This is a genomic window from Chryseobacterium indologenes, assembly GCA_016025055.1.
Lineage (GTDB): Bacteria > Bacteroidota > Bacteroidia > Flavobacteriales > Weeksellaceae > Chryseobacterium > Chryseobacterium indologenes.
The window spans coordinates 1,496,605-1,509,520 of record CP065590.1 but is presented as its reverse complement, the minus strand read 5'-3'; the positions used below and the strand labels follow the sequence as shown (position 1 = coordinate 1,509,520).

Here is a 12,916-nt window from a genome sequence, read left to right as displayed (position 1 = left end):
GCAAAATTACATTTTTTTAATTTAAATGATTTTAAAATCATTATTTATAAGTTAAATTTGCTGTATGAAAAAATATTCTTCCAAGAGAAGTATCCAAATACTTGCACATCTTCTTCAACAGTACGGAATTGCAGACGTGGTAATCTCCCCGGGATCAAGAAATGCTCCTTTGGCGATTCACTTTTCTGAAGTAGATAGTTTTAATTGTTTCAGCATTGTGGATGAGAGAAGTGCCGCTTTTGTGGCCATGGGAATGGCGAAAAGTGAGAAGAAGCCTGTGGCTGTTACCTGCACAAGCGGATCTGCTGTGGTTAATTACTATCCTGCCATTACGGAAGCTTTTTATCAGAATATTCCGCTTTTGGTGCTTACGGCAGACAGACCTACGGACTTTGTTGATATTTTTGATGGGCAAACCATCAGACAGAAGGATGTTTTTCATCAACACTCTTATGGTGACTTTCAGCTGTTGGAAGACACCAAAGAGCACGCAGAAGAAATTAATTTTGACACGATAAAAAAAGCAATCGAGCTTTGTTTTGAAAAACAAGGGCCGGTACATATCAATATACCTTTGGAAGAACCACTTTATGAACTGGTTTCTGAGCTTCCCACTTTTCCTACGGTTGAAAAAACCATCAGGCATAAAGAGTATGAAATTCCTTCCAATCTGATTGCTGACTGGCATACTTCCCAGAGAATTATGATCCTGGTCGGAACAAGAGATTACAGTCCTGAGTTAGAAAATCAACTTACACAATTGGTTAAAAACCATTCTGTCATTGTGTTGAGTGAAGCAAACTCCAATCTGTATCATGAGAAATTCTTCCGACATATAGACCGTTATATTTTCAATTTCACGGAAGAAGATTACAAGACATATGCTCCTGATTTATTAATTACAGTGGGACAAAACGTAGTTTCCAAAAAAGTAAAACAATTCCTGAGAAATGCGCGTCCGAAGCAGCACTGGCATCTGGATGAAATCTGGCAGCCAGATACTTATTATTCCCTGACAGAGAAAATAGAGGTGAAACCTGAAGTTTTCTTTTCTAAATTATCGAAATACATTAATTTAGAACCGAGACCTTACTACAACCTTTGGGATGTTTTAAGGGATAAGAAGGATGCAAAGCACCAGCAGTTTTTAAATACAGTTGAGTTTTCGGACTTCTATTTCTTTAATAAAGCGGCACAGACCGTTCCTGAAAACTATAATATTCACTTTGCCAATTCTTCAGCGATCCGGTATGCACAGCTGTTTGATTTTGGCAAGAGAAGAATGTATTGTAACCGGGGAACTAGTGGAATTGATGGTTCCACTTCTACAGCCATGGGATTTGCTATCAAGAATGCTAATCCTACCTTGTTGATCACCGGAGATTTAAGTTTCTTTTATGATATCAATGGTCTTTGGAATCAATATATTCCCCCGTTTGTAAGGATTATGATCTTTAATAATGGTGAAGGGAATATTTTTAAAATCATTCCGGGGCCAGGAAACGCTAATCCGAACACACTGGACGAATTTATTGCTACTAAACATAAAAAAAATGCTGAGCATCTGGCCAAGCATTTCGGTTTTTCTTATATCAAAGTTGAGGATGAGCTTACATTAGACAGGGTGTTGGAGAATTTCTTCAAGCCTGATGCACAGCCAAAAATCCTGGAAGTAAATACCTATGGAAAAAATAGTGCAGATGTGCAAAAAGCATATTTTAACTTTATGAAAGAGAATTAAAGATCCAGATACTCTTCATTTCCAGGCAAATTCATAATTCTGTCAATCGGATAGATAAACATATCATCAAAGTCATTTAAGGCATTGATAATTTGAAAGTGGCTGAATTGCTTTATATTCTGTAAGGTAATTTCAGCCTCTTTTATTTTTTTATGTTTTAAAAGATATTGTCTTTGTACTCCATTAAGAAGATAGGTTGTAGGGGTAAACCAGTCTTTCCCTTTTAAAAATAAAAGATTGGAAAAAGAAGTGTCTGTAATATGATTATTTCTGACAATGATGATTTCTTCTGCTTTAGATTTCATTTTCATTTTGTCAAGCTCCTTACGGTCCTCAAATTTAAATGAATAGTCGTAGCTGTTGTTTTCTACAAGCTGGAAATCCTGTATTTCAGGAATAGCGTAAGGAATCATCTGAGTTCTGATTCTTTTATCCAGGTCATAAGCAATTCTTAGTTTGAAAAGCCCGTCTTCATCATGGTCGAGATTTTTATAAATTTTAGCCAGATCAATCGAATCTTCTTTCCCGAAGTGGGAAAATGTTTGATTGACACGTTTCTGATGTAGTTCCAATAGATAAATCTCCTGATCCTCTACTTTAATGCTTTCAATGAATTGGGACATAGATTTTATTTTTCATTTCCTGATATTCGTCTTCTAATTTACTCATGTGGGTAATACCACCTCCGCTTTTGAAATAGAGTTTTTCGCCCTCTTTTTCTATAAAGCGTATCATCACGCAACTGTCTACATTTTCACCATCGAACCAGCCGCATACTCCCGTGTAATAGCCTCTTTCATATCCTTCAGCCTCCCGGATGATCTCCAGCGTCTTAGGTTTTGGCGCTCCTAAAATTGAACCGGCAGGCAGCAGCTTTTTCATGATACTTCCAACTTTTCCCTTGAACTCAGGCTTTACTATTCCTGAAATTTCAGAGCTCATGGCATAGAGATCCTTTTGCTGGGTTTTTATTAAGTCAATATGTTGAAAATCATCCACTTTTACCTCTTCTGCCACCATGCTCAGATCATTACGAAGCAGATCTACTACAGTATAATGTTCTGCTTTTTCTTTTTATCGTTCTTCAGAATTTCTGCTGCATTTTCGATAGAAGCATCTATTGTTCCTTTCATGGGATAGGTTAAAATTTTACCGTCCAAGATCTTCACAAAAGTTTCAGGAGAAAAAAAATACAAAAAAATCTTTATAAAATACCTTATACTTCGCATTCGAGTGATAAAAAATTTCTTCAAGGCTTAAATTGGTCTCAATTTCAGTTTTTCTCGTATAATTTACCAGATAGGAATTTCCGAGGTGAATATTTTTTTGAACCTGCTCAAAGCCTTTCTGAAAGCTTTCCATAGGTTCGGGAAATGCTTTCCATTCTATTTTTTTATCTAATGTATGTTTGTTTTTTATGGTTGAAAAGTTATGAAAATCAATTATTAAGCCTGATTTTTCAATTTCACTTTCCGGATATATCTCAACATTCTCTGCCAGAAAGTCGATGACGAAAAAATAGGGAACTTTCTGAAGGGAAAGTTCGTCCATCTCCATAAATTTTTGATGATTCACTGAAAACATTCGGCAAAAATACTTATTGATGTTTACTTTTGCATAAAATTTTTATGATGCAGACAAAATATCCTCAGAAACCGGGACTGGATTTTATACTGAAGCAGGCTTTTTTTTACTGGAATAAAACACTGGTTTATCAGTTGATGTTTTCAATGATTTTCTTCGGAATCTTCCTTACCTCATTATTTTTCTTCGGTGAAAGATATGGGATATTAGAGCAGAATCAGATGTTGGCAGAAGCTTTTAAACAGGGAACAAAAGTTTACATGGAAAAAATTGCGGAACTGAGTGCTACTGAAAATTATCAGATGTTTACCCTTGCTATTTGGGCAACCATGGCATTTCTATATCCATTGAATCTTGGAATGTTCCAGATTTTCAGAAAGCTTGATCTAAAAGAAAAAATTGAATTGAGTGACCTTTTTGTAGGCTACAATGGACTTAATTTTTTTAAATATCTGGGGTATTATATTTTTTGGTTTCTGATCTACAGGTTTACTATTCCTACGATTTTCCTGGCAGTAATCTGGGTCGCTATGACAATATTTGTTGCACCGCTGATGTTTTTTACCAATAAAAGGATATTTGAGGCTATTTCTTTAAACCTCAAAGCGCTTAGAATGTTTTTTGTTGAGATTATCGTGTGTGTGATTGTGGCAGTATTGTTTAAATATCTTGGATTTACCCTGTTTTTAGTGGGCGGGCTTTTTACATTTCCTTTTTGGAATGCCATGATCTATTCATTATATAAAACGGTCTTTTCAGAAAAAGGTTAAAATTCACCTCTGTTTAATATGATTTTTTGCTAAAAAAAGCTATTTTTGATAAAATCATTAAATATTAAACTATGTCTGAATTTAACGAATTTGACCAGCAGGGTTCTGTTCCCAATAGAGATACGGGATCAATTATTTCGCACGCCTTTGAAATGTACAAAGGAGTTTTTGGCTACGGTATCGTGGCGATGATCATTTATCTGATAGGAGGTGTTGTGATCCAGAGTGTTACAGGATTTAATTCTGCAAATATGTTGGAAGAGATGAAATCTTCAGGTGGAGATTTTAATTACTGGAATGCTCCGGGGTTCTCTTTGTATATGGGTGCTTCCAGCCTTTTCGGACTTTTATTGGCTCCTCTGTATGTAGGATTGATCTATATGGTTAATAAGTATAACACGAAAAATCCGGTTGAGTTTTCCGATCTTTTTATTGGATATCGTCAGAATTTTGTGAATATTCTGATATATAGCTTCCTCTCCGGGCTTATCTCTACTGTGGCAGCAGCATTGTGCTTTTTCCCGGTTATTTTTGTATATCCGTTTCTTTTAATAGGATACCCGATTCTACTGTTTGAAAACGCTTCAGCTACAGAGGCATTAAGCAAGTCTTTCAATATTGCAAAAGAGAATTATGGTGTTTTCTTATTAACAGGTTTTCTTGGAGCATTAATATCTTTAGCCGGGGTTATTCTATGCGGAATAGGAATTATTCTGACAGCACCGTTCATGATGGTTGTCATGTATTCAACCTATTGTGCTTTTCTGGGAAAACCAAGACAAATAATGTACAACAAATAATAAAAATATATAATGGACAAGGAAAAACAGATCAGTAGTGTAGCCATTAAACAGATATTATTGCTGGCCATTATTTTGGTGCTGGCCGGGTTGATCTGTTTTAACCTTGCATTGTTTATCCCTTCTGTTTTGGGGGCAATAACGATCTATGTCGTTTGTAGAAAGTATAATTTTTATCTTCAGGAAGAAAAAAAATGGAAACCATCACTGGCCGCTTTTCTTTTAATGTTTGCCAGCCTTATTGTACTGATTTTACCGATTTACTTCATCGCTGACCTGCTTATTGATAAACTCGGGAATGCACAGGCCTACATGACAAAATTCAATGTATTTTTAGACAAAATACATTCCTATATTTATTCCAAAGTTGGTTTTGATATTCTCAGTGCAGAAAATATGAACAAGCTGAAGAATTTTGTAGGTAAGTTTTCTACGTCAGCATTGAGTGGCACTTTCAATACCCTTACAGTGATCATGTCGATGTACTTTATCTTGTATTTCATGTTGGAAAAACCAAGGCTATTTGAGAAGATTCTTACCTCTTCCGCACCACTGAAGAGATCAAATGTATCTTTGATCGGCGATAAAATGAGAAAGCTGATCATGGCGAATGCAATAGGGATACCTGTGGTAGCTATAGGTCAGGGTATTGTATCTCTGATAGGATATCTTATATTCGGGGCTCCGGGGCCTGTACTGCTTTTTGCCCTTACAGCAGCGTCGTCTGTCATTCCGGTTGTAGGAACAGCAATAGTCTATGTTCCGGTTTGTATTTTTATGATTGCTGAGGGAAATACCGGTCCGGGATTAGGTCTGGCGGCTTACTGTGTTGTTGTCGTAGGTCTTACGGATAATTTACTTCGCTTTACCCTGCTGAAGAAACTGGAGAATATTCACCCGCTCAATACTGTATTTGGTATTATTATGGGGATGAATTTATTTGGATTTATGGGCCTTATTTTTGGTCCTATCTTAATTTCACTTACCTTACTCCTGATACAGGTATACCGGAATGAATTTGCAGACGAAAATGCACCTCCTGATCTTGAATTACCCAATGGTAACGATCCGGAAAATAAACTGATTTAATGATATAAAAGTGGAAGGACTCAATACAGAAATATTAAAGGAAATCTGCATTATGAAAATGCCTTTTGGAAAATATGAAGGTACCATTCTTGCCGATCTTCCGGTAAGTTACCTTGAATGGTTTAACCGGACAGGAATGCCTAAAGGAAAATTGGGAATGCAGCTGTCAACAGTGTATGAAATAAAGCTGAACGGATTGATGGATCTGCTGATACCGATCAGAGCATCGGTAAAAACTGGGAAATAAGAAAATGGGGATAACATAAAATTTAGGGCGGCATCGAAGATGCCGCCCTAAATTTTATAGATAGAATGATTAATAAGTCAAAGAGGTTAGAAGAGAATAAATCCTCTTCCGTTCATCCTTAATTAATTCTTCAGGGCAGCAATTTCATCCCTTAGTTTAGCAGCTTTGATAAAATCAAGATTCTTGGCTGCTGCTTCCATCTCTTTCTGCTTTTGTTCAATTATTTTTTCGACATCTTCGCTGGCATAGGTGGCCTTAACTTCGGCAACCTTCTGTAAGATCTCTTTCTGGGTATATTTTTCATCTGGGAAGTCTTTGCTTCTTCCCACCAGATTTTCAGAAATCTTTTTGTTAAGAGCCTTTGGTACCAGGCCGTTATCCTCATTGTACTGCATCTGTTTTGCACGGCGGTATTCAGTTTCATCTAATGTTGCCTGCATAGATTTGGTGATCTTATCCGCATACATGATGGCCTTTCCGTTGATATTTCTGGCCGCACGCCCTACCGTCTGGATCATTGATCTTCTGCTTCTTAGCATCCCTTCCTTGTCAGCATCTAAAATAGCAACCAGTGAAACTTCCGGTAAATCCAGACCTTCCCTCAATAGATTTACTCCGATTAAAACGTCAAAAAGGCCTAAACGCAAGTCCTGCATAATCTGAATGCGTTCAAGCGTTTCAACATCAGAGTGAATATATCTTGTTCTGATCCCGAATTTTGTAAAATATTTGGTAAGTTCTTCCGCCATTTTCTTCGTTAAGGTCGTTACCAGAACCCTTTCGTCAGCATCAGCTCTCTTTTGGATTTCTTCCATTAAATCATCAATCTGATTTAAGCTCGGCCTTACCTCAATAATTGGATCTAAAAGCCCTGTCGGCCTGATGATTTGCTCAATATAAGCACCTCCTGTTTTTTCCAGCTCATAATCTGCCGGAGTTGCGGAAACATAAATTACCTGGTTCTGCATGGCTTCAAACTCTTCAAACTTTAAAGGTCTGTTATCCATTGCAGCCGGCAATCTGAATCCGAATTCTACCAATGATTCCTTTCTACTACGGTCACCACCATACATGGCATGCACCTGAGGAACTGTCACGTGGCTTTCATCGATCACCATCAAAAAATCTTTTGGGAAGTAATCTATCAGACAGAAAGGTCTTGTTCCAGGCAGTCTGCCGTCAAGGTATCTTGAATAGTTCTCAATTCCGGAGCAATATCCTAATTCTTTGATCATTTCCAGATCGAGTTCTGTCCTTTCCTGAAGTCTTTTGGCTTCCAAAGGCTTTTCAATGGAGTTAAAGAAATCTACCTGCTTTACCATATCGTCCTGGATCTCTCGGATAGCACCATTAAGGGTTTCTTTTGAGGTGACAAACAGGTTGGCAGGATAAATCTGGATCTGGTCAAAATTGGCTTCCACATTCCCACTTACGGGATTAAAGCTTTGTATTTTTTCAATTTCATCTCCAAAAAACTGAATTCTTATCGCGTTATCTGCGTAGGCGGGAAAAACATCAATCACATCTCCTTTTACACGGAATGTTCCTCTTTGGAATTCATTGAGTGTTCTGGCATAGAGTGCATTTACTAAAGAGTGCAGGAGTGCTGTTCTGGTGACTTTCTCTCCAATTGCTATTGAAATTAATGATTTGTGAAATTCTGTGGGGTTTCCGATACCATAAATGCAGGAAACAGAAGCCACAATCAAAACGTCCCTTCTTCCGGAAAGAAGGCTTGCCGTTGCGGAAAGACGCAGCTTCTCAACCTCTTCATTAATGCTCAGGTCCTTTTCAATATAAGTTCCCGTTGTTGCGATATAGGCTTCGGGTTGATAGTAATCATAATAACTGACAAAATATTCCACAGCATTTTCAGGAAAGAATTCTTTAAATTCCATAAAAAGCTGGGCCGCTAAAGTTTTGTTGTGGGCTAAAACCAAAGTTGGTCGTTGAACATTTTGTACAACATTAGCCACGGTAAATGTTTTTCCGGAACCCGTTACCCCAAGCAAAGTCTGGTATTTCTCACCAATCTCTATTCCTTCGGTCAGTTTTTCGATGGCTTGAGGTTGATCTCCGGTAGGTTTATATTCAGATTGAAGCTTAAAATTCATAGAAAGAGAATGTATACAACAAAAATACGAAAGATATTATTAGGCTTGATAAAGTTTTGAAGCTGAATCTTTTGTTCCCGGAAAATTTAACGCATTTTGGGAGTGTATTTTATTATTCATTTTATTATCCGAATAGATAGCTTGAAAAAGGGATAATAAAAAAGCGCCAAAAGGTGCTTTTCTTCTACTGGTGACCGAAGGACATCGTTGCCGGCAGTTTTAATACTGCGGCGGCGGCTTTACCATTTTCTGTTGCAGGTATCCACATGGTTTCATTGCTTATCCCGGTGACTGTCTGGAGAAGCTCTTTGTTAAAAGTTTCATTTTCCCCTGAGACTTGGATGTCCGTTGTTTTTCCGGTGGTATCAATATGAATGTAAGCTACAGATTTTATAATCCCTTTTTGTGCGGAAATATTAGCAGCTGTAAATTCTAGGGTCAATATTGCCGTCATTTGCATAGCTGTCTCCCATATATTCCAGAAGCTAAATGGCGCAAGATCATTCTTTGTAAGAAGTACATTACAATTCTGATAAGTAATTTTTTTTCCGTCTAAATTTTTGATTGCAAAAAAGATAGTAAACTTTTCATCTTGATCGTTATTGATACGCAAATTTTATGGCATTATTTTTCCATTCATTTTACACCATCAAATCATAACGTTATGAAAATCAGTAAATTTTATGTTCCATTAATCAGTGTTTTTCTTATGCTGTCTTCGTGTAAGGAGAATCAGATCAGTGCACAACAAACCGGAAATGACGGAAGTGTGGAAACTGAAAGACCCAATTCTGAGTATCAACCTGCATTCAAGGGCCAGACAAGGATCAAAGCAGTGAAAACAAAGACTTCTTATGCTGTGGAAATTCTGAATAAAGACCTTGGGAAGCCATGGGGAATTATCAATTTACCGGACGGAAGTTTTCTCATTACGGATAAAAGAGGTTATATGAATGTGGTTTCAAAGGATGGAAAACAGGTTTCAAAAATAGAAGGGTTTCCAAAAGTGGACTCTAAAGGGCAGGGCGGAATGCTGGATGTGGCTCTTGATCCTGATTTTAAAACTAATAATGTGATCTATTTTAGCTTTTCAGAACCTTTCGGAAAAGGAAATCTTACTTCTGTAGGTAAAGGTAAGCTATCTACGGATCTTAAAAAGATATCAGATATTAAGGTTATTTTTCGTGCAGAACCTTCTTATGACGGCGATAAGCATTATGGAAGCCGACTGGCTTTTGATAAAGACGGGAATTTATTTGTGAGTACGGGAGAACGGTCTGATAAAGTAACCAGGGCTTATGCTCAAAAAACAGATAATTACTTAGGGAAGATCTTAAAAATTACAAAAGAAGGTCAACCTGCTCCCGGAAATCCATTTATCGGAAAAGAAGGCTACAAACCTGAAATCTATGCCTATGGGGTAAGAAATCCGCAAGGGCTTGCCATAGATCCAAACGGAAATATCTGGGATGTGGAAATGGGACCAAGAGGAGGTGATGAAATTAATCTTATTGAACCCGGGAAAAATTATGGCTGGGGCGACGTCACCTATGGTATTGAATATTCCGGAGATAAAGTGGGGCAGGGCATTACCCGGAAAGAAGGTACCGTACAGCCCGTTTATTATTGGGATCCGGTTATTTCTCCCAGCGGAATCACTTTCTACACCGGAAATATTGAGGAATGGAAAGGAAACCTGATCATTGGATGTCTGAGTGGTGAGCATATTGACAGAATTGTAATGAAAGATAATAAAGTAGTAGGAGAAGAGCGTCTTCTTGCAGATCAGAAAGAGCGTTTCAGAGATGTACTGAACGGAAGCGACGGTAATCTTTATGCGGTCACCGATAGCGGGAAACTGTATAGGATTTCAAAAAAATGAAAAATGTCCGGTTGAAAAAATCAACCGGACATTTTTGTAATGAAGCTGGAGGCATGAAGAGATACATCTTACCTCGTTCTTCCGGCTTCCGGATATTCTAAAATTTAAAGTTCAATCTGGCAAAAACCTGTCGTCCGGCAAATCCCATTTGTACAGGGTCAAAAATACCTCCTGCTTCTGTATTTCCGGTTGTTACATGAGCACTTTGTAATGTAGGGTATCGGTTAAATATATTTTTACTTCCCAGCGTCAGATTCAGGCTTTGGGAGAATTCATAACCAAAAGATAAATCCGTTGTTACCTTTGGGTTGTATACCTGTTCTGCGTTATCATATCCAATCAGTGTAACTTTATCAAATCTTACCATTTGCAGATTAACATTGAACTTGCTGATTTTGTAATTAAGGTTTAGGTTAACTTTCGTTTTCGGAGCAGATGCAAGGATAAAAGCTCTTTCCCGCGGACTTAAGTAAATGTCTTCCTTGCCGGCCAGCCGGTCAGAAGTGTTAACTTTTGTTATTTCCATATCATTGTAATTTCCGGCAAGAGTTGCGGTTAACTTTCCTGATCCGATATTTTCATTGTAACTTAGAATAACATCAATTCCTTTAGTACGGGTGTTGATTGCATTGGAAAAAAACTGCGCCTGATCTATATATGGGTAATCGGTCTGAACATCTGTAGGAAGGTCACTCCTTGAAAAGTTCCCTGTAAGAACAATCCTGTTTTTAACATTGATATAATACCCGTCCACCGTTGCTGTAAATTTTCCGGTATTAAAAGTAAATCCGGCACTCCCATTTACCGAGGTTTCCTGCTTAAGCTGAGAGATGCCTACCCTTGTAGCCAGGTCACTGTCATTAGAGGCCAATTGAATGGTTACCAATTTTCCTCCCTGGAAATTGGTGAATTGCTGACTGTAATATTTCTGTGCCAATGAAGGAGCTCTGAAGCCCGTAGAAAAAGATCCCCGGAAAGCAAACTGGGGAGTAAAGGCATATCTTGTGGCAAACTTTCCATTCAAAGTACTTCCGAAGTCGTTATAATTCTCAAATCTTCCCGCCAGACTTATCATCCATTTTTTTGTAATGTCAAGTTCAGTATCTACATACGCTGCAAAATTATTCCTGCTTTTTCCAATATCGGTGGAATATCCAGGAAAGCCCTGGGAGCCGCCCGGTCTTACAGCTCCGCTTATCGGGTTGGTTACCAGTAGATTTGTCGGAGTATCACGGGTTACGATATTTCCGTTAATATCATACATGGTATAAGAAGCCTCTTCTCCTTTGATAATATTGAACTTTTCATATCGGAACTCTGATCCGAAGGCAATGTTTAACCCTTCCAGTACTTTGAACTGTCTGACGGCATTAAATCCGGTAGTATTTTGGAGTAAAGAGTGTCCGCCTGCATTGAAGCTGGTAGGAGATTTTAATCCTAAAGTAGCATTGACGGTATCATCAATTTCATAAGTAAACCTGTTGTTTCCAAATGCATTATAAAAATCTACCTCCCAGTCAGCTACTTTAAATTTTAAACCATTGTCAAAAGTGAAGTCGGTGATACTTGTGTTTTCAATGGGATTAAATCCGTTCGGATAGATCCCGGGTATGTTTCCATCGGCAGCCGCTGTTCTGGTCCATGCATAAGCTTTTGTATTTCTATGTGAAAACCCCTGACGGGAATAAAACTTAAGACCGTCAGACAGAGGAAGTTCAATATTGCCAAAGAAATATACATTTTGCGCTTTGGCATCTCCGAAACGTTGTCTGGGGGCAGGATCAGGATCGTTATAGATTTCCGGATTTGCGTTTCTTATCGCATAATCCTTGGTGCTGAATTCTGCAGTGAAATTTCCGAATCCACCTTTAGATCCTATCTGAGTTCCCAGGTTTCCGTTAAAATTAAATGTTATTCCATCGATTTTGTGATCCGAAACCACATCATTGTTTCCGGGGCTTTTAAAAAGATTCATCCCATAGAATGCATTTCCCTCAAAGCCTTTATTACGATCATTCAGAATGACGTTGATTACCCCTGCAATCGCATCTGACCCATATTGAGCTGAAGCTCCGTCGCGCAGAACTTCCACTCTTTTTATAGCACCGATGGGAATGGTGTTCATATCGTATCCCGTATTTCCTCGCCCTTTAGTCCCGAAAAGATTAATCAGAGAAGACTGATGATATCTTTTTCCATTCAATAGAAGCAAAGTCTGGTCGGGTCCGAGACCTCGTAAAGTCGCCGGATCTACTGCATCAGCACCATCGGAACCCGATTGTTTATTGGAGTTAAAAGACGGGGCGGCAAACTGCAGGAGCTGATTCACTTCCACCTGGCCTGTCGACTGGCTGACCTGCTTGATATCAATGATGTCAATAGGGACAGGAGTATTGATGACAGTTCTTTTTTATTCCGGCTTCCGGTGATGGCTACTTCATCTATCTTTGATTCTTTTATGGTATCCTGTACCTGTTGGGCATATGATAGTGAAGAGACACCAAGAAAAATAATGCTGATGTATTTTATTTTCATATTGAGGGTTTTGAATAGTGGTTAATTCAAAAATATCAATAATTATTTAAAATATCATTGAAAATATTTATTTGTTATGAAATTTTTAAAATTTTATTGTTAATAATAAAATCTAGTATAAAAATAACTTTTTAATGAATTTTAGTGAAAAATT

General features: G+C 37.9%; 9 protein-coding genes and 2 pseudogenes. 6 read left to right on the top strand and 5 right to left on the bottom strand.

What is annotated here, in order from left to right; all coding sequences use genetic code 11:
- Positions 1-64 precede the first annotated feature (64 nt).
- On the top strand, positions 65-1,741 hold the full coding sequence (gene menD, locus H3Z85_06710) for a 2-succinyl-5-enolpyruvyl-6-hydroxy-3-cyclohexene-1-carboxylic-acid synthase (GenBank protein QPQ53068.1): 1,677 nt from the start codon (positions 65-67) through the stop codon (positions 1,739-1,741).
- On the opposite strand, the gene H3Z85_06705 is transcribed toward menD, so the two are convergent.
- Both H3Z85_06705 and H3Z85_06700 read right to left on the bottom strand, forming a co-directional pair.
- On the bottom strand, positions 1,738-2,364 hold the full coding sequence (locus H3Z85_06705; GenBank protein QPQ53067.1) for an aminotransferase class IV: 627 nt from the start codon (positions 2,362-2,364) through the stop codon (positions 1,738-1,740). The genes menD and H3Z85_06705 overlap by 4 nt on opposite strands.
- A pseudogene (locus H3Z85_06700) lies at positions 2,348-3,325 on the bottom strand (aminodeoxychorismate synthase component I). The gene H3Z85_06705 and the pseudogene H3Z85_06700 overlap by 17 nt, the downstream one beginning before the upstream one ends.
- Positions 3,326-3,369: 44 nt before the next feature.
- Between H3Z85_06700 and H3Z85_06695 the strand changes: the two are divergent.
- The 4 genes from H3Z85_06695 to H3Z85_06680 all read left to right on the top strand — a co-directional run bounded on the left by H3Z85_06695 (position 3,370) and on the right by H3Z85_06680 (position 6,231).
- Complete coding sequence (locus tag H3Z85_06695; GenBank protein ID QPQ53066.1) at positions 3,370-4,095, top strand: hypothetical protein; 726 nt, start codon at positions 3,370-3,372, stop codon at positions 4,093-4,095.
- A 71-nt stretch (positions 4,096-4,166) separates the two neighbouring features.
- Positions 4,167-4,895, top strand: coding sequence for a beta-carotene 15,15'-monooxygenase (locus H3Z85_06690; protein ID QPQ53065.1), 729 nt, complete (start codon positions 4,167-4,169; stop codon positions 4,893-4,895).
- 12 nt (positions 4,896-4,907) lie between these two features.
- A complete protein-coding gene (locus tag H3Z85_06685; protein ID QPQ53064.1) occupies positions 4,908-5,984 on the top strand; it encodes an AI-2E family transporter in 1,077 nt (358 codons plus the stop codon).
- Positions 5,985-5,994: 10 nt separating this feature from the next.
- Complete coding sequence (locus H3Z85_06680; GenBank protein ID QPQ53063.1) at positions 5,995-6,231, top strand: DUF3820 family protein; 237 nt, start codon at positions 5,995-5,997, stop codon at positions 6,229-6,231.
- 122 nt (positions 6,232-6,353) lie between these two features.
- On the opposite strand, the gene uvrB is transcribed toward H3Z85_06680, so the two are convergent.
- Positions 6,354-8,345, bottom strand: coding sequence for an excinuclease ABC subunit UvrB (gene uvrB, locus H3Z85_06675; protein QPQ53062.1), 1,992 nt, complete (start codon positions 8,343-8,345; stop codon positions 6,354-6,356).
- A 184-nt stretch (positions 8,346-8,529) separates the two neighbouring features.
- On the bottom strand, positions 8,530-8,958 hold the full coding sequence (locus tag H3Z85_06670) for a hypothetical protein (GenBank protein ID QPQ53061.1): 429 nt from the start codon (positions 8,956-8,958) through the stop codon (positions 8,530-8,532).
- A 51-nt stretch (positions 8,959-9,009) separates the two neighbouring features.
- Between H3Z85_06670 and H3Z85_06665 the strand changes: the two genes are divergently transcribed.
- Positions 9,010-10,227, top strand: a complete 1,218-nt coding sequence (locus H3Z85_06665) for a PQQ-dependent sugar dehydrogenase (protein QPQ53060.1) — start codon at positions 9,010-9,012, stop codon at positions 10,225-10,227.
- Between the two features lie 97 nt (positions 10,228-10,324).
- Here the strand turns inward: H3Z85_06665 and H3Z85_06660 are convergent.
- Positions 10,325-12,762: pseudogene (locus tag H3Z85_06660) on the bottom strand (TonB-dependent receptor).
- Between the last annotated feature and the right edge of the window lie 154 nt (positions 12,763-12,916).